Here is a 17701-nt window from a genome sequence, read left to right as displayed (position 1 = left end):
TTCTGCTTCAACGGACCCGCAGCGCTGCTTAGTATTTATATAAGTTTATATAGTAGATATTTTTTGGAAAATGGCAGGCCATCTTGCCGATACCCTTGCTGCTTCTTCTCGTACTCCTCCTATGTCTTCTTCCGCCGACCCTAGTTCCTACGCGCCCGATCCACTCGGGCCCGATTTCGAGCAGCGTATTCTCGCCCAGCCGCCCGACTACGAAGGCCCCGTCCGGGCCGTGTTGGTCCGGCACCGGACCCTGCCAACCGCCACGCGGGCCGTGCTGTACGTGCACGGTTTCAACGACTATTTCTTTCAGCGCGAAATGGCCGAACAGTACGTTGCTCACGGTCTGCGCTTCTACGCTCTTGACCTGCGCAAATACGGCCGCGCTCTGCTGCCGCACCAGCGCCCCAACAACGTCCGCGACCTGACCGAATACTTCGCCGACCTCGACGCGGCACTGGACATCATCAAAGCCGAAGGAGCCACGCAGCTTGTGCTTAGCGCTCATTCTACGGGTGGTTTGATTACGGCGCTCTACGCCCACAGCCGACCGGCGGCTGGGTTAGTGGCGTTGGTGCTCAATAGCCCATTTCTGGACCTGAATCAGCCCCGGCTGAAACGGCTGGCGGTACCGTTGGTCACGAAACTAGGAAAGCTCTGGCCCAACTTGCCCGTACCGTCCGGTCTGACCGAAACCTACGGCCACAGCCTGCACCGGGCTTATCGGGGCCAGTGGGAGTATAACCTGGCTTGGAAACCCAACCGCGTGTTTGCCGTGAATGCGGGGTGGCTGCGCGCCATCCGGCACGGACACCAACAGGTGCGTCAAGGCCTGCAGATTGCCGTGCCCGTGCTGGTGCTGCACTCCAGCCGCACGGCGTGGGGCCGCCAATGGTCCGATGATTTTCACCGCGCCGACATCGTGCTCGACGTGACGCACATACGCCAACTGGCGCCGCGCCTCGGAGCCCACGTTACGGTACAAACTATTGAAGGTGGCTTGCACGACCTGTTTTTGTCGGCTCCCGAAGTGCGGGCGGCGGCTTACCAAGCGGTGTTCGACTGGCTGGGCTCTGTTCCGATTACCGCTTGATTCGGCCACCTAGGCTGAACTTAATACCTAATTCCGGTGCCAGACCATAGCGCGCCGCGCCAGAGCTAGAGCCGGGATTGTAATAGTAATACCTAGGCTCGCGGCCAATGCCCGCTCCGATGTAGGCGTCAAACAAGCCATATTTGCCTATGCGTCGCTGCATGCCCCAAACAGCGGTCAGGGTGGAATACCGGTAAGAGTGGTAGTAGTCAGGGTTAAAAACGGAAGCGGATTGCAGGGCTAAATAGTTGCCAGCAAATGGTCCCGTAGCCCGTCCTTTCTGGCGGCGCTTCTCCTGATTGTAGTAATAACGCACCCCAACGTCAAAGCCCATGTCGCCTAAGATGGATTCGCGGGAGCCGTCGTAAAAGTGGTAGCGGCGGCCCAACTTGACACCAGTGAAAGCATTGCCATATAAAGAAATAGCGGGCGTAAGATGATGTTCAGCGCCCAGCATTAAAGGCACCATTGTATTGGCGAAGCTGCCAATAAATGTGCTATGGACGTTAAAGCCTGTGCCCAGCTTGAACAGAGTGCCTGAGCCACCAGCGGGAATGGTAGGAACCACCGCAGCGGTTGAATCGGGTGCCTGAGCGGCGGCGGGTACGACGGCGAGCAGCGACAAACCAACGACGCAGCCCAGACTCGGGATAACGGAAAACAGAGACATGAAGAATGTAGTAAAAGTGAGCAAGAGGGAGAAATCGGAGGTAGGAGTTTCGCTTGCAAAGGATAGTTGCACGCGGTGGTCTGGCGTTTAGCAACTATTGTACCTTTTTCTGAATTTTTGTGATTATGATGATTTTCTCTTCTTTCCGTTGGCTATTGATTTTAGGTGGTTTGGCGTTGTGCTCAATGATAGTAGCAGCCCAAACCAACCGAACAGCTTCTACCTCGCTAACCGCGCTGCTGAAGGCTAGCCGCTGGCAAAAGCGCGTGCTGCTGCTGTGTGCTCCCACCGCTAACGATGCCGCGCTGCGCCGTCAGCAAAAATTGCTGGAGCCCGCCCGCGCCGGCTTGACGGAACGCGACATGCTGGTACGGGAGGTGGTGATGAGTCAACTCTCCGCTGATGACCAACGCTACCTCACGCAGCGGCTCGGCGTAGCGGCGGGCACGTTTACGGTGGTGCTCATTGGGAAAGATGGAGGAGTAAAACGCCGCGAAAACCAGCCTAAGCCACCTATTGACCTGTTCTCAACCATCGATGCCATGCCCATGCGGCAGCAGGAAATGCGAAATCGGTAGGAGCGCAGGGTTCAGCTTCGGAACTTTGGCTATACTCGCCGGCCCATTGCTCCTTCTCGCCTCTTTCCTGTCCGCATGAACACGCCGCAGCTATTTGCTTTTCTATCCGAACTCGCCCAACACAACGAGCGCGACTGGTTTCAGGCCCGCAAAGCCACTTACGACCAGCTTCGCCGCGACTTTGAGGTAGCCGTGGGGCAATGGCTCCGGCAGATGGCCGCCCACGACGCTACGCTAGTGGGCTTGGAGCCCAAAAAGTGCATCTTTCGCATCTACCGCGACGTGCGCTTTTCCAAAAACAAAGACCCCTACAAAACGCACTTCAGTGCCTACTTCTCTGGCGGTGGCAAAGCTGGCGCGGGCCCCGGCTACTACATCCAGCTTGGCCCCAACGGTCAAACCATGCTGGCTGGCGGCATTTATGAGCCCGACAAGGAGCAACTGGCCCGCATCCGCCAAGAAATAGACTACAACGGCACCGCCCTGCACGCCCTGCTGCAAGCGCCTGAGTTCCGCCAGTACTATGCGGGCCTCGGCGGCGAAAAGCTCAAAAAAGCCCCCACTGGCTACGCCACCGACCACCCCGATATCGAGCTGCTCAAACACAAGAGCTTCATCGTGAGCCACGAATTGCCTGACGCCTCTGCCCAGCAGCTCGACCTCGCCACCTACGTGCCCGCCGCCTTCCGGGCCATGCAGCCCTTCTGCGAATACCTCCGCGACGCCACGGCCCATTAACCCACCTGCCCCGGTCTGCCCGCTTTTTCAGCGGGCTGACCGGTCGGAATCCGCGCCACCTGTTAATTCTGATAGGACTTACGCCCGGCGGCGCTTGTTTAGCCCCGGAGGGGCGGTATATCGGTAGAAAAAACAATTATGCTAGTGAATCAAGCCCCCTCGGGGCGACACCACCCGTCCAACGATTGGTGTCGCCCCGAGGGGGCTTACAGGTTAATATTCCATTGGCTGCTACCGATATACCGCCCCGCTGGGGCTCCCCGTAAGCCGCCGTGCGTAAGCCCTGTCTGAATTAAGAATGAGGAATTATGAATTACGGCGAGTGTGCAGATAGCCAGACCAAGAAGCTGTTCTAGGAAGTCCATTTGGTCCTGCTTGATCTGGCGTCCGCCTGTCGGAGCAGGACGTTCAGAGATGTTGCGGACGACTTCCTAAACCCCTTCGAAACAACATCAGCTTACTTCAACCCGTCAGCCCGCTGAAAAAGCGGACAGACGGGCGCGCCGGGTGTGCAGTCAGCCAGGGCGTGCTACTTTTATGGTGTGTCTACTGATTTCGACGTTGTTATTGTAGGAGCGGGTCCGGCGGGAACGGCTTGTGCGCTGGCTTTGCGCCACAGTGGCCTGCGCGTGGCGCTGGTAGATAAAGCCACTTTTCCGCGCGACAAAATCTGCGGCGACGCCATCCCCAGCCCCACACTGAAGCACCTCGCTCGCCTCGACCCAGCTTACGCCGCCGAACTGCACACACTACTCGCCCCGCACCGCGCCGACACCACCTACAGCCGCCTGCTGGCTCCCAACGGCCGGGAGTTGTGCATCCGCTGGCACAATTCTGCCTTCAACAGTCCGCGCCTGCATTTTGACGACGCGCTTCTAACTCTAGTGCGCCGCCATACCACAACCGTGCTGTTCGAAAACTACGCTATCCGGCAAGTGGAAACCGACGACCAAGGCGTAACCATCCGACCAGCCACTCCTGCGCAAGCACCTTTGCGCGCTGCCTTGGTTATCGGCTGTGATGGGGCCAATTCTGTAGTATTTCGCCAACTGGCACCCCAAGTCCGCCTCGACCGGGCTCACCACTGTGCCGCTGTGCGAGCCTACTACCAAGGTGTCACCGATGCCCCCGCCAACACTTCCGATTTCTATTTCCTGCAAGCATTTCGGGCCGGTTACTGCTGGGTTTTCCCGGTAGGTGGCGGGCAATACAACGTTGGGTTTGGGGTGTTGTCAGAGGAAGTTGCAGCGCGTCGGCTCGATCTGAAAGAAGAGCTGCGCACGTTGCTTGCCACCCATCCGCACTTAGCACCGCGCTTCGCCACGGCCATACCGCTCACGCCCATCACCGGTTTCGGCCTGCCGCTGGGCGGTTCCAATCGGTCCATACACGGGCGGCGCTGGCTGCTTTGCGGCGATGCTGCCGCCCTCATCGACCCACTGCAAGGCCACGGCATCGACAAAGCCGTGCACAGCGGCATTTTGGCGGCCGAGCAGGCGCAACGCTGCTTCCAAGCCCAACGCTTCGACGCCGAATTTATAGCCGAATACGCCCGCCAAGTAGACCGCCAGATTGGGCAGGAATTGCGGCGACGCTATCGTCTTATGCGTTTTTTGGCCGGTAAAGCCTGGCTCGTAAACGTAGTAGTGCGGGCAGCGGCGTGGCCCTGGCTACAGCGGCGGCTGGTGCGAGCAGTGGGGTAGAAGTGAGATTGAAATCCAACCCTATTTCATCTCGTGACAAAAGCAGCCCGTGGCTGTTTATTCCCAAGCTCACTTAAGTCTAACCATAAGGTTGTTTCCCACGGTTGCTATATCGAGCGAGCCGCTGACTAGCCCAGGGCTTCAGCCCTGGGAACCTAGGAACCCCAGCGGCAACTCATGCTGCCTGTTCTGCCGTATGCAGGGCGTACTTCATTCTTCAGTTTCCTTATGACCAGCTTTACCTCGTCCCGTCCCGAAGATTTACTGTTTGATGCCGCCCGCCGGGGTGACATTGATACCCTCCAGCGCCTGCTAGCCAAGGGTGTCGATGTGAATACGCAGGATGGCAAAGGCTTCACGGCTCTCATCATTGCGGCCTACGACGGCCACCTCGACGCCACGCGCCTACTGCTGCAAGCCGGCGCCAACCCCAACGTGCACGACGCCAGCGGCAACACGGCTCTGATGGGCGTTTCCTTCAAAGGCTACCCCGAAATTGCCCGCCTGCTCATCGAGCACGGCGCCGACCTCAACGCCCGCAACGGCAACGACGGTACGGCCCTCATGTTCGCCACCCTCTTTGGCCGCCATAACATCGTACCCGTGCTGCTCGAAGCCGGCGCCGATACCACCCTACGCGATGTACGCGGCCTTTCGGCCCGTGACCTGGCTATTCAGCAAGGCAACGAAGTAGCCCTGAGCCTGCTCCCCGAGTAATTGCCGCTTGTTTGAGTATGTGGCCGGCCGCAGAAACGACCCTGCGAGGCCCTACTACATAGCATCAGGCCGCCCAAGAAAAGAGGCCCCGGCTGTTTGCCAGGGCCTCTTTTCTTAGGTAGTATGCCATGCTAAACGCAGTGCAGTATCCGGGTAAAATCTGTACGCAAGAGCATCGCAACGACTGTTTCCCCAGATGCTTCCTGTCGTCAGCACGACAGCATAAACAACGGCAGCAACGGGCCGGCTGAGTTGGCCTACGGTTACCTGTAGTTTCCTAGAGCGGCTGCCACGTTACGTCGGCTACGGCGGCGGTGTTGGTGGAGAGATACTTGTTGTAAAGGTCCTGGGCGGGGCCTTGTTCTAGCTCACTGCCATCGGAGCGTAGCACCAGCAGCAGATCGTTGGAAGTCAAGCCTAACAGGTTCGTTAGCGTCTGCCGCAGTTCCGGGGTGGAAGCGTGCAATCCATCCTGTACTTTGACCACCGTTACGTGTTGCCCGTCTTGCTCGATGCGCGCGAATACGCCCGCGGGGCCGGTGGAGAAGGTGTCTTTGGTCATGAGAGCTTGCTGTTTGGTTACTGCCCGCATACGGGAATGGGGCACATGGTGGCTGCCGGATTCTGCGGCGCGCTCAGCGTTGGGAAGCTTGCGCTGATGGCGGAACACGCGGGAAATGAAAGTCAATTTTGAAAACCAGCAGGTGGCTGTTTACTCGCAAAGGATAGCTCTGCCCTTCGTACTGCAACGTCTTAATCAAAGGCGTCAGGCCGTGTGCGTAGCGTAGCTCGAAGCCGCAATAGGATGCTTGAAACCCGATGCCCGCGTGCAGAAAGAACTGACCAACGGCGGCGCTTTGGTCGAGGGCCTTTTCTACTTTGCTCAAATTGCTGGAGCTTCCATCTACCGTTGGGGCTATGCGCCCGGCGTAGGCCGGACCCGCCAACCAGTAAAATTGCGGCGCCTGCCGTAAGTAGCCGCCGCCCAACAAAGCCAAGCCTAAAGCCTGCTGATTTAACTGCGTTTGCGTTTTCGGGCCTACTGAAAGAATGCCATAGCTAGGCTTGCGGGCGTATCTGAATTCTTTGCTGTAACACTGCTGGTAGCTCACTTCAGGCTGAATAAAATAGTCCCGCCAGGTTGGTACGCGTACGTACGCGGCTATCTGACCGGCCCCATTTCCACCTTTCTTCACTGATAAATATTGAGCAATATGTTCGTCTCTATCAACGCCTAAATCAAGATAGGAAGGGCCGCTCACGAAAGAAGGACCCGCGCCGGCAGACAAGCCAAAGCTGACCGGGCGTTGCGCCCAGGCGGTGCTGGTCGTAGCCAGCAGCGCCAGCACCAGCATTTTGTACAAGTTGATCATCGTGAGGCTGCCAGGTTGGAACAACGCATAAGTAGGACAGCAGCCCGGCTTACAGCAACCCAATAATCAGTAAAACCTGACTTTACGCGGTACACCCCAACTGCTGGCCTGTACGATAGCCTGTGTGACAAGGCCACCAGCTCCAGCTCATGATCTGAGATGGAAACGAGGACGACGATGCCATACGCCAGGAAGTTTTCTTCGGAGGCTTTATTCTCTTGAAGCTCCAGAAGCTCAGCAAGCCGCTTCACAGTTGACTTTTCAAGTCCACTTATACGCTCACCTCAGCTCCCCCAGCGCCAGGGTTTCGCCGGCTTGCAAAGCGTGTACGGTTACGCCATTGGGGAGAGAAAGGAGGTGGGTACGGAGCTGCTCGGGCGTGCCCACCAACGGCGGATACGTGCCGTAGTGGAACGGCACTACGTGCGGCACGCGCAGCAACTGCGCGGCGTGAGCGGCTTCAAGCGGCCCCATCGTGTACCGGTCGCCGATGGGTAGTAGGGCTATGGTGGGCTGGTAGAGGTCGGCTAGCAGGCGCATGTCGCCGAAGAGGCCGGTGTCGCCGGCGGCGTAGAGGACCGCGCCATCGGAGAAGCGCAGGAGGTAGCCCACGCCATCGTGCGGGTGAGTAGTGGAGCCGTCGGGCAAATCGACGTGGGCGGCGTGCTGGGCTACGGTCATGGTCAGGCGAACGTCGTGCACCGTGATGCTGCCGCTTACGTTCATGGTCTCCATCTGCTCCCGCGGCACGCCCTGCTCCTGGAGGTAGACCCACACCTGCGCGGGTGCTACGGCCGTGGCGCCGGTGCGGGCCAGCAACCCAGGCAGGTCCGCATCGAAATGGTCGCCGTGGCCGTGGGTGATGAGCACAAGGTCGGCTCGCTCCGGCTCCCCCAGCCCGGTCGGCAAGAAAGGGTTGTTCGTGAACCAAGGGTCGATGAGCACAACGCGGCCCTCGGGCGTGGTGATGCGAAAAGAGGCGTGGCCCAGAAACTGAAGCTGAGTGGTGGTAGTGGACATGAGTTAGTGGGGTTAAGCAGTGCACAGAAGCTTACTTGCATTTCATCATCCGTGCTGTTTGGTGTGTCGAGGTGATATCAGCAAGAAGCTATGCGCTTCACTCTTTCAGCTGCGAGATGCAAGTAGGCTTCTCTCTATCGTCTTTATATGCTTGTTATCACCTTAGCATGTGTCACTATCCAACTCTCGCCCTAGCGAATAAAAATAGTCCCGGGAGCATACTTGCTGGGGTCCGGTTTAGGAGACGGGACCAACCAAATATCTACTCGCGTGTCGGGCCGTTCAGCGGTTGGGCGCAGAATATAAAGCTGGCCAATAGCAGCCGGAGCAATCCGTAGGGCCGCGACGGCTTGCGGGTCGAGGGAGTGCCCGTTGAGCGCAAACGTGAGCGGGCCTTTCAAGCCGAGCTGACGCCCAAGCTGAGGGAATGACTGGCTACGCACGTGCTTGGCAGAAGTAATGTCAAGCACGCCGACGCCTAAGTTATTCAAGTGCGGCGCCGCGGCTTGAGCATCCGGGGCGCCAGGCTTATACACGACTACCTTCTTGACGTCTTGGGCTTCAAGTTTGGCAAAGACGCCATTGATAATGACTGTGGAATTAAGCACGTATACCGGGTCTGGTATCTGGACTTGCGGCCGGCTATAGGAAGTCGTTTCCTGGGCTTGGCTGGTTAGCGTAGAGCCGCACAAGCCAAACAGACAGAGCAAACGAAGCCAATAAAGAGTCACGGACAAGGTTGGCAAAGTACAGTTCATAATACGAGAAGGAAATCTGTTGCTTTCTCAAGGGCTGGTTTTATAGCCCCCAATACCCAATATAGTAAGCGACAAAAAGGAAAAGAAAACGAGGATCAGAACGAGCAGGCAGGAAATTTATGCAAGCTCCTTCCGTTTTTCGTCTTCTCTGCTCAAGTGCTCTACGAAAACGACAGCAGCCCACCGGGAGGGCGGGCTGCTGCTTATACCGGGCTCAAAAGAGCAAACGGCAAGTTCAGGCTAGAACGCTGGTGGCTATTTTCTCCTCCGGCTGCGGAGTGTCACTGAGGCGGTAGAGCTGCTGCCGGGTAGCATCCTGGGCGAAGACCAGCTTGGCGGCTTTGCTGAGTTGCTGTCCGAAGCTGTAGGCTCGGTTTTGCGTCCGCACGTAGTCGCCGGTGCTTTCCTGGCTGGTGTCGGCCGCGTCGAGGGAGTTGGCCAGGGCTTTGAGGCCGGCGAGCTGGGCGGCGCTGAACCCCTTGGCGGCCAGCTCGACTTGGTCGCGCTCGGCGGCAGTGGCGGCCATATCGAGCAGCAGGCGCATCTTTTCGGGGTCGTCGTAGGCCCGCTGGTAATGGTCTTTGCCGTAGTGGCTCAGGCGGCCCTGGTTCTTAGGGAAAGCCTGGTCCGCGTAATAAAACACCGATTGCGCCATGCGGCGGGCCACTTCCATCAGCTCTTCGACGGTGGCCGGTTCTTCGCGCAACTCGCCGCGGCGCACAGCTACGTTCGGGGCTTTGTCGGCCGCATCCAGGGCCGCCAGCCAGTCGAGCCCGAAGCTGCCGCCCAGGTCGGGATTGAGGGCGGTGAAGGCGGCCGCATCAGCGAGATAATGGCGGTGCATGGTGCGCAGCCGGCTACGCATAGCGACATCGGAACCGAGATAGTGGCGCACTTCGACAGTTTCACGTTGCATAAGAGGAAGTAGTAGAGCGTAAGAATGAAGGACTGACCTAGATTCGAAATTTATCATTCAATAGCAACATCAAAATACCTAAATCGACCAAAGCCCTCTACGAGCCGTCCAAAGCCTACCAAGAAGCCCTTCAACAGCCGTAGAAGTGCATGGAACGGACAAAGAGACGCCCGGAACAAATAAAGAGAAACCCCGAACGCTCATAGAGGCGCCCGGAAGAGTAAAGGGAGGCTTGGAACGTCCAAAGAAGTGCCTAGAGCCAACGGAGAAGCACCCAGGATGAACGTAGAGACTCCCGACACGGACGAGACTTGAGGAGTTGCGGGTTGTAGCGAACCCAAAGCAGAAGCTGCCTACGCTACAAACTCTAACTGATCGACTTTGTAAGGGCTGGGTTCGGTTTGGTGAGATATATCTTCATCAACTCCATCTTGCTTCGATCTATAGAAGACCAAGGTCGACTGTAAGCAGCGCTCCCATACTGGCTAAGACGTCTGATTGTTGAAGCTTGTCGCTCTTGCGACTTAGTTAGAGCGGTTTGGGCGTCAGTACACTGCGGAACAGGTAGGGGCTGGCCCCACCTCGGCGGATACTCCTCCTGAAACCGCTCTACGTAGTGGGGCGACGGACTGAAGTCCGTCGCCCACCCGACCGCCCGTCTACCGGCCGCGTACCGAGAGCGGTCTCGGAGTCAGTGTCCGGCAGAGGCTGGTCCCGCCTCTGCGTACACGCATCCCGAAACCGCTCTAAGTAAAGGCCTATGGGTTTTTCGTTAAGTTTGTCTATCTCTATTCAATAATTGCTTTATTATGAGCTTATTTAATTCACCTACTGGCCGACCTCAGGGGCGGGCGGCTGCCGTGCACCAGGGTCGTGCTCAGCAGCCTACTCACCAGCTCACCGGGCGTGCCGCGACGCTGCACCAAGGCCGGCCGAAGCCACCACTAGTGCCGAGTGGGCGAGCAGCGGCTTTGCAGCAGAGCGCTAGCAAACATACTAGCAAGCACAGCGTTCGGCTGATGACGGGCAAGTGGTATCCATACGCCCAGCAAGCCGCCGCGTTAAAATACCTCTGGGCTCAGAGCCTGGCATTGCGGCAAGAACACATGGCCATCATCACCACCGACGGCTTGGTGGTGCTACCCCCAGCAGGCCGTAACGCGGTTGGCAAACTTTTTACAAATAAAATTGACGAAACCGAATACCGGCCGCAGCAGGCCGGCACCGTCGATTTCATTGGTGGCCGCGTGTACATCTATCACCACCAAGTTCGACTCCGGGTGGTTGGCACCATCCATACCCACCCCAACGGTGACCGGGCAACCAATCCAGGGTACTACGGGCTATGGGATGATGCCTACGCTGAAGAAACCAATTGGGGGCCGGTGTTTGCCATCGACCATTACGGCTTGAAAGCCGCAGGCTGGTTGGCTGGCCGGGCGCACCAAGCCCTTAACGCCAACAAAAGCGTCATCGCCACGCTGAGCCAGTTGTTTCAATCTGATTTTGATTTGATTGGCACAGCCCAGGATGAATATTACAAAGTGCCGCCCTACACGCCCGCGAAATGATGCTGCGTAATACTATTTGGGGCTGCTTACTCTGGCTAGGGCTGCTTGCTTGCGGGCAAAAACCGGCCAGTGTACCTAAAGTATCATCTCCCAGAACAACTGCGGAAACACACGTGGTACGCGGCGGTACAATGTTGGATACTGCTGTTTTGCGCATGATCGACGCCTTTTCGGCGCAAGCGCACTTGCAGGCGTACCATCCGGTGTATTTGCTCTACATCAAAAAGGACTCTGTGGGCTCGGTATCCTTAACGATAGCTACCAGTTCATCTGCGCTGTTTCTCGCCCACGCCAAGCCGGGAGCATATCTGCTTTACAAGGGCAGGCTGCTACTGATCTTCAACGGCGATGAAAACGTGTTTGCTCTGCCAGCGGTGTTTAAGCGGCGCGTGACGCATTTGGTCGATAGTACGCTGGCCGCAGCTCGCCAGTCTTCCCGATCTGGCAAGAGATGGTACATCGATAAGCCCATCTGGAAAGCTTCATCGGTGCGAGATGCCTGGATAGTGGATAAAGCGGTAACGGTGCCACCGCAACTGCCCGAAGAAGCGCCGCCGCCGCCCCCTCCCAAGTATATGCCTAGGTGAGAGGCGTTCAAAATACACGTAGGAACGCTCGATACCAATATAGAAGCGCCCGGTTGATAAGAGGCTGCTGCGGGAGCTACGGTATTCGCGATGCCTGTTATTACAACCAGCGAAACCAGTCTGCTGCTACCGTTCAGCCGTCCCGGTAGCGGCCCGCTGCGCTTCCCAGATAGCGGCGGCTTGCTGACGTTGGCGGAGGGCTTGCACCCGGTGGGCGTGTTTATCAGTAGGAGCTTTTTGCTCGGCTTGGCTGGCCCAGCGCAGGGCTTCTTCCAGGTTGTCGAGGGCTTCGTAGACCACGGAGAGGTTGTAGGCGGCGCGGCTGGCGAGCTTGGTATCGGAGGTGGCGGCTAGTTGCTGAAGCGGCTTGAGGGCGGCGGGCCAGTCGCGCTGCGCAAGGGCGGGCGTGGCGGCTTCGAGGCCCCTGCTGGTGTAGTAGTCGCGCTCCAAGGTGAGCTGGGTGGGCCTGTAGCGATGCGCGTAGTGGGTGCCCGCCTGCTGAGCCAGCTCCTGCACGGCATTATCGGCGGCCAGGGCGGGGCCGGCTGCCAGTAGTCCACTCACCACCGCCCGTTGCTGATAGGGCCGGGCGGCCTCCGTGCTAGAGTGGTTGAGCACCTGGCCCTGCGCATTGTAGAGCGTCCAGTGCGTGCGTACCACCAGAGAGTAGGCGGCGGTTTTGGACGTGCTGCCATCGCTGCTCTTCTCTTTCACTACCTGGTCCTGGCGCATAGAGGCTTCAAAACCTTCCAGAGCCAGCAGACTCGGCACGTTCCAGCGGCGGCACAAGGCCTGCACCGTAGCGGCAGGCAACGGCGAGACTTCGCCCGCGGCGGCTTGCACCAGCGTATCATGGCGCACGGCTCGAAAGCCGGGCTCGGTGCTGAGCTGGCGCAGGGCCGCGTCCAGGGCTTGCGCTGCTCCGGCCCGCATTACTTCCACCTTGCGCTCCTTGGAATAAGGCAGCCGGGCCGCGTCGTAGCGGCTAATGACGGCCACTTGCCGGGCGGTGGGCACCAGGAATATGTCGGCTGGCTCGGTTGCCTTGATGGCTATAGTAGGCTGGAATTGGGCCGGCAGCAAGGCCGCGCAGCCTGTCAGCAAGCCACTAAGAGCCAGCCAGCAGCTACCGGCCAGCGCGGTTTTTCGGAACGTGAGCAACATCAGAAAGTAAGCGTAGACGTGAGGCAAAGCATAAAGGCACGGTAAGATGCCGGGTTCAACTGCGGCTGGCGAAAACAGAACGCAGCGCCATCCGGTCTACGCTTCTTACCGCCACCGTCCGGCCGGGAGCAATGAAAATGCCAAAATAGGCGGAGTAGCTGCCCAACTTCTGCCCCTGTTGCCTTCGGAAGCAATGGATAGTAGGCTCTGGCTTGGATAGCGGAACGGCAACAACCGGACACAAAACCGGCCCGCCGTGAGGGCGAGCCGGGGTACTCAAGCCGTACTAGCTATATGCAGGGCCAGGGCTAAACGGCGGGCGGCGGCGGGCCGGCGGGTTGGTCGGGGTCGGAGAGGCGGTAGAGCTGTTGCCGGGTGGGGTTTTCGATGAGGACCACCTTGGCGGCTTTGCTGAGCTGCTGCCCGAAGCCGAAGGCCGTGTTTTGGAGCCGGATGTAGGCGTTGGTGTCCTCCTGGTTGGTGCCTTTCTTTTGCTCCTGGGCGGTGTTGGCCGTGGTGAGTTGCGCGCCGAGCTGCTGCAACTCCAGCCGCTTGGCCGCCGAGTAGCCCTTGGGGGTCAGCGCCGCCTCATCGCGCGTAGCCGACTGCACGGCCAACTCCACCAAGGCGCGCATCAGCTCGTGGTTGTCGCGGGCTTTCTCGTAGCGCTTCTTGCCGTACTGCTCCAGCCGGGCCTCGTTGTCGGGGAAGGCCTGACCCACGTAGTAAAACAGCGCCTGCACCTGTTGCCGGGCCTGCGCCATGTAGGTTTCCACCTCGGTCGTGTCCTCCTTCAGCTCGCCCACCCGCACGGTGGTAGGGGTGGCCTTGTCCGCCGCGTCGATGGCGGCCAGCCAGTTGGCTCCGAAGCCGCCGGCCAGTTCAGGATTAAAGTTGCCGAAAGCGGCCGCATCGGTAGTAAAGTGTCCGTGCATGGTGCGCATCCGCTGGCGCATGTCGGCATCGGGTTCAGAATAGAGACGTACTTCTGACTTACTCATAAGTGTTTAAAGAAAGAGGGTTAATGATTTTATAAGAATACATGAATAAAATAGTATATACAAGTCACCCACGCCACCGCTCGCCGCCGGGCAGACGCTCCGGAGCGGCGGGAACAGGCTTCGGAACGGCGGGAAAGGTCATCGAAAGGGCGGGAAGACCCATCGGAGCGGCGAGAAAGCCCATCGGAACAGCGGGAACGGGCGCCGGAGCGGCGAGAAGACCCATCGGAACGCCGGGAAGAGGCGTCGGAGTGGCGGGAAGGTCCTTCGGAACGGCGGGAACAGTCAGCGGAGCCGCCACCGCTCCGAAATGACTGGCCGATAACCAAACCAGCCCGCGCGGGGCGGGCTGGTGGGGGAGTTGAGGGCGACTGAAGAAGCGAAACCGCAAACAGCCAGCACAAACTGGCCCCGCTGTTGGGACGGACCGCCCAAAACCTTCTTAACCCCCTCTTCAACATCCTTAGAAGCTTCTAAAGTGCTCTTAAAGCAATGATTATCGACATAGAAGCCCTGGCAACGAATGTATAAGCAGTTGCTCTGGGCTGCCGAGGTGGTTGCAGTGGATAAGGAAGCGGATAGGTAGAAGAATACCAGTTCGCTAGGGTGACAGATCAGAATGCTCTTCCACTGTGTTGTTAAGTATGACCTTGCTCGAAGATAAGTACTAGGTAAACTCGCATTATACTATTGGTCATGCGTCACTTTTTTCCGTGCTTTCTAAATGCTTGGATTAACTGGTATATGAAATAAGCGGTGAATATTCTGCTCAAACCTTCCCATATTCTAGCGTAGGCAACATTATTTAAATTAGATATATTTAATTCATCTATGATTAAATCGGTTTTGTGAACCGGATTGATATAATCAAGAAAAAACGATAATATCCTATTGAAATTATAAATACTTTGTTCGTCAAATTTGTGTGAGATTTCGATCCCAATAATCATACAATATATATAGTATAAAAATACACTGACAAGTAAAGTGCTAAGTAGTCCTGTCTTCCAACTTTGTCCGTGATTGGTTGAATACTTATTGAAAAAAATGTTAGTTTTCTCCCAAAAAGATTCTTTAAACGTCAGGGTGTCGTAATATGCGTTCATTTCTTTAGAATAGAAGCTGTTTGCTTCTATTAGATCACCTCTATTTTCGTAGATTTTTTTTATTTGACCGTATATAAGTCTTTTATTGTCAGGCGAAGTTGTGATGTTACTCGGTAATTTTGTTCCGACTGCAAATACTTCTGTTATTTTAGAGCTGTCAAAAGCTAAAGTAGAGTTGTCGATTCTACTATCAATAAATGTAGTCTTTCCCAAATCTGATTTATTAATGACTAACCTCTGTTTATTGATTAACTGAAAATTAATAAAGGTAATTTGACCATAATTAATGAAGTTGTTAAACTCAAGATTTTCCATGTTAACCCCTATGAATTTTATTATAGAATCCCTGGCAGCGGTACAATTGGTAAAAAATACGGATTCTATATTTACATTTATTAATTCTATGTTTAGTTTATTGATTGAAATGAAATTTACTTTTTCAAGTTTAAGAGGCCTTTGAAATGTATTTTCTTTATCTCTAATGATTGAGAATTCTTTTAAACTGTTGCTTTGTATCGTTACTTCCTTAAAGCTACCAGATTTAATATTTATCTTTTCTATTTCAAATGTGCCTCTAATTAAAAAATTATCAAAATTTCCGTGAATTATTTCAACTACAGGTATGAAGCATTCGTTTGCTCTGTTCGAGCCAGATATATTAAATTGCTTGTATTCACCGCCCCATATACCTATACCAGTAATTGATTTAACCCTCATAATTTCAATCAACTCAAAATTTCCTCTGTATATATTAAAATTATGAAATTCGCATTCGATTAGTACGAGGTGTGATATTACTCCATTATTGATTACAAAATGAGGAATTTGACATTTCCTCTCAAATCTTATATTTTGGAAATTTCCTCCATTAATAATTGATGATGATTTATTGATAAAGGATACATTGCTGAACTCCAATCTTTGAAAGTCTCCTGAAGATATTGTAGAACTATCTAATATTGTACAATCAGATAAGTATATATCATGGTTATATGTCCTTTCTGCATCAAGATTGATTGACGTAATTTCTGCATCTTTTAACAGAATCTTGCCAGCCTCTTTGTAGCATTCTTTGTACTCATCCTTGTTTGTGAATTCTCCTCTGACCAGCGCTGCGAAATCTTCAGTAGACAGATACTTTGGCATTAGTTCATAGTGTATGTGAAGGTTTATTTAGTTGATAAATACAAATTGTACATCCTTTATAATATTATGTAAGTAGAATAATGGTACTAAGTCTTTGTATATATAATTAAGTATATAAAACATTCTGCTTCGCTACAGCAATGATTGTGTTAGGGTACTAGATTCCTGTTACGACGTCATTACATAGAAAGAACAAAGAAGCCTAAAGCGGCAGAAGTAGCAGTGAAGCGTGGAGGTTTGGGCCGGCTGGATAGGCGGGCTTAGTGTGCAAGATAAGCGACTTATGCGGACGCTGATGAGCTTCCGGAAAAATAAGTTTAGCCCGCTGAGGTGATGAATCACAGTAGAGAATTTTCCGGCGAATGCTGGCTGAATCTAAGCAATGACCGAAGTATCGATGCTGCTCAGGCCGACTATGGCGAAAGGCAAGCGCGTGCGGGCTACCAGAGCGGCCACGTCGGTGGGTAAATCGTCTAGGAGCAGCACTTGCGCGGGAGCCGCTATGAGGGTATAGTGCATATCGTGAGACGAGTGCAGGTTGGTCTTATCGAAGGAGAACAAGCCGTGCTAGGCGCAATGCAGGTAGTCGTCTAGGCTGCCGCTGATGCGGGTGCTGTCTTCGTTCACACGTACATCGGAGGTCAGTATCGGCAGATTCTGGAAGTACTCACGCAAGTAGTCCCTCTCCGCCTCAGTAGCCGATACCACCGACACCGGCAGCCGGCCACCGCCGGAGGCAAAGTGCACGAGGTAGCCGTTGGTGTCGGCAGCAAACCAGTCGATATCCAGCCAGAGGTAAGCGTCTTGATTGCGGTTCATCGGTGTGCACTACATATACACTACATGTACACTACATTGTCAGTGCAAATGGCATTTGGGGGCTGCGAAGAGCTTTTTTACTGCCTGACATGTACACTACATGTACACTTAAGACTTACGCACGGCGGGCCTGTTGGTAGCCCCGTAGGGGCGGTATATCGGTAGTAACCAGTTGCATGCATGATCCCAAGCCCCGGCGGGGCGACACCTACCGTACGTGCCGCCCCGCCGGGGCTTGGTCCTGACAACCACCGGGTGACTACCAACATGCCGCCCCGCTGGGGCTAACAATAAGACGTCGTGCGTAAGTCTTGACACTACATGTACAATACATGTACACTAGCCCACCACTGCCCGCAGTCCTTTGGCCGTGGTGACGTACTGTTGCAAGCGGCTGTTGATACTTTCGGGAATAGTATAAGCGAGGTAGCCTTCCACGGCCAGCGGAGTGAGGTAGCGGGCAGAGTTGGTACGGGACAATCCTCGCCCGACATGCACCAGAATCTCCTTGCGGCTGCGGGGCTGCTGGCAGTAACGCAAAATCTGTAGCTCCCGCGCCTATTATCAGCGGGTATAGCATCAATGATCTGGAAGGAGCTTGTAGAGCGAAAATCATGTACACCAGCTATGTCACTATCTGTAGCATAGTGAAAGAAGAAAAGCATTGTTAGCAGACGTAGATTGACAATGATTGACAATGATTGACAATGATTGACAATGATTGACAATGATTGACAATGATTG

General features: G+C 55.3%; 19 protein-coding genes. 7 read left to right on the top strand and 12 right to left on the bottom strand.

The genetic code is table 11. The annotated features are described in order from the left end of the window. Positions 1-121: 121 nt before the first annotated feature. Positions 122-1090: an alpha/beta hydrolase gene (locus ACYSMN_RS24090; RefSeq protein WP_488926485.1), complete on the top strand. Its 969-nt coding sequence runs from the start codon at positions 122-124 to the stop codon at positions 1088-1090. On the opposite strand, the gene ACYSMN_RS24085 is transcribed toward ACYSMN_RS24090, so the two are convergent. Next, positions 1080-1784 (bottom strand): hypothetical protein, encoded by a 705-nt coding sequence (locus tag ACYSMN_RS24085; protein ID WP_488926484.1) that lies wholly within the window; start codon positions 1782-1784, stop codon positions 1080-1082. The two genes, ACYSMN_RS24090 and ACYSMN_RS24085, sit on opposite strands and share 11 nt — an antisense overlap. Before the next feature lie 101 nt (positions 1785-1885). On the opposite strand from ACYSMN_RS24085, the gene ACYSMN_RS24080 reads away from it, so the two are divergent. The 4 genes from ACYSMN_RS24080 to ACYSMN_RS24065 all read left to right on the top strand — a co-directional run bounded on the left by ACYSMN_RS24080 (position 1886) and on the right by ACYSMN_RS24065 (position 5496). Then, positions 1886-2338, top strand: a complete 453-nt coding sequence (locus ACYSMN_RS24080) for a DUF4174 domain-containing protein (RefSeq protein WP_488926483.1) — start codon at positions 1886-1888, stop codon at positions 2336-2338. A gap of 75 nt (positions 2339-2413) precedes the next feature. Continuing rightward, positions 2414-3076: a DUF2461 domain-containing protein gene (locus ACYSMN_RS24075; RefSeq protein WP_488926482.1), complete on the top strand. Its 663-nt coding sequence runs from the start codon at positions 2414-2416 to the stop codon at positions 3074-3076. Between the two features lie 542 nt (positions 3077-3618). Next, a complete protein-coding gene (locus ACYSMN_RS24070) occupies positions 3619-4779 on the top strand; it encodes an NAD(P)/FAD-dependent oxidoreductase (RefSeq protein ID WP_488926481.1) in 1161 nt (386 codons plus the stop codon). A 228-nt stretch (positions 4780-5007) separates the two neighbouring features. Further along, a complete protein-coding gene (locus ACYSMN_RS24065; RefSeq protein WP_488926480.1) occupies positions 5008-5496 on the top strand; it encodes an ankyrin repeat domain-containing protein in 489 nt (162 codons plus the stop codon). A gap of 277 nt (positions 5497-5773) precedes the next feature. On the opposite strand, the gene ACYSMN_RS24060 is transcribed toward ACYSMN_RS24065, so the two are convergent. The 5 genes from ACYSMN_RS24060 to ACYSMN_RS24040 all read right to left on the bottom strand — a co-directional run bounded on the left by ACYSMN_RS24060 (position 5774) and on the right by ACYSMN_RS24040 (position 9563). Continuing rightward, positions 5774-6058: a hypothetical protein gene (locus tag ACYSMN_RS24060; protein WP_488926479.1), complete on the bottom strand. Its 285-nt coding sequence runs from the start codon at positions 6056-6058 to the stop codon at positions 5774-5776. A gap of 73 nt (positions 6059-6131) precedes the next feature. Next, complete coding sequence (locus tag ACYSMN_RS24055; RefSeq protein WP_488926478.1) at positions 6132-6869, bottom strand: hypothetical protein; 738 nt, start codon at positions 6867-6869, stop codon at positions 6132-6134. 279 nt (positions 6870-7148) lie between these two features. Continuing rightward, positions 7149-7889 (bottom strand): metal-dependent hydrolase, encoded by a 741-nt coding sequence (locus tag ACYSMN_RS24050; protein ID WP_488926477.1) that lies wholly within the window; start codon positions 7887-7889, stop codon positions 7149-7151. A 191-nt stretch (positions 7890-8080) separates the two neighbouring features. Then, positions 8081-8599, bottom strand: coding sequence for a hypothetical protein (locus tag ACYSMN_RS24045; protein ID WP_488926476.1), 519 nt, complete (start codon positions 8597-8599; stop codon positions 8081-8083). A 283-nt stretch (positions 8600-8882) separates the two neighbouring features. Then, the gene (locus ACYSMN_RS24040) at positions 8883-9563 is read right to left on the bottom strand and encodes a hypothetical protein (protein WP_488926475.1); all 681 of its coding nucleotides are present in this window, start codon (positions 9561-9563) and stop codon (positions 8883-8885) included. Positions 9564-10372: 809 nt separating this feature from the next. On the opposite strand from ACYSMN_RS24040, the gene ACYSMN_RS24035 reads away from it, so the two are divergent. Together ACYSMN_RS24035 and ACYSMN_RS24030 are read left to right on the top strand one after the other, a co-directional pair. Continuing rightward, entirely contained in the window at positions 10373-11134 is a 762-nt protein-coding gene (locus ACYSMN_RS24035) for a hypothetical protein (protein WP_488926474.1), read from the top strand. A gap of 155 nt (positions 11135-11289) precedes the next feature. Continuing rightward, positions 11290-11721, top strand: a complete 432-nt coding sequence (locus ACYSMN_RS24030) for a hypothetical protein (protein ID WP_488926473.1) — start codon at positions 11290-11292, stop codon at positions 11719-11721. Positions 11722-11847: 126 nt separating this feature from the next. Here the strand turns inward: ACYSMN_RS24030 and ACYSMN_RS24025 are convergent, their stop codons facing one another. The 6 genes from ACYSMN_RS24025 to ACYSMN_RS24000 form a co-directional block, all read right to left on the bottom strand. Beyond that, the gene (locus tag ACYSMN_RS24025) at positions 11848-12912 is read right to left on the bottom strand and encodes a DUF6340 family protein (RefSeq protein WP_488926472.1); all 1065 of its coding nucleotides are present in this window, start codon (positions 12910-12912) and stop codon (positions 11848-11850) included. A gap of 281 nt (positions 12913-13193) precedes the next feature. Then, positions 13194-13886 (bottom strand): hypothetical protein, encoded by a 693-nt coding sequence (locus ACYSMN_RS24020; RefSeq protein ID WP_488926471.1) that lies wholly within the window; start codon positions 13884-13886, stop codon positions 13194-13196. 701 nt (positions 13887-14587) lie between these two features. Next, positions 14588-16138: a hypothetical protein gene (locus tag ACYSMN_RS24015; RefSeq protein WP_488926470.1), complete on the bottom strand. Its 1551-nt coding sequence runs from the start codon at positions 16136-16138 to the stop codon at positions 14588-14590. Positions 16139-16513: 375 nt separating this feature from the next. After that, positions 16514-16657: a hypothetical protein gene (locus tag ACYSMN_RS24010; protein WP_488926469.1), complete on the bottom strand. Its 144-nt coding sequence runs from the start codon at positions 16655-16657 to the stop codon at positions 16514-16516. 48 nt (positions 16658-16705) lie between these two features. Next, positions 16706-16957 carry a hypothetical protein gene (locus ACYSMN_RS24005; RefSeq protein WP_488926468.1) on the bottom strand — a complete coding sequence of 84 codons (252 nt, stop codon included), beginning with the start codon at positions 16955-16957 and terminating at the stop codon, positions 16706-16708. A gap of 339 nt (positions 16958-17296) precedes the next feature. Further along, entirely contained in the window at positions 17297-17437 is a 141-nt protein-coding gene (locus ACYSMN_RS24000) for a hypothetical protein (protein WP_488926467.1), read from the bottom strand. Between the last annotated feature and the right edge of the window lie 264 nt (positions 17438-17701).

This window comes from Hymenobacter sp. M1-2 (genome assembly GCF_057808495.1).
Note: the sequence above shows the minus strand (reverse complement) of the source record. Positions and strands in the feature narration are given on the sequence as shown.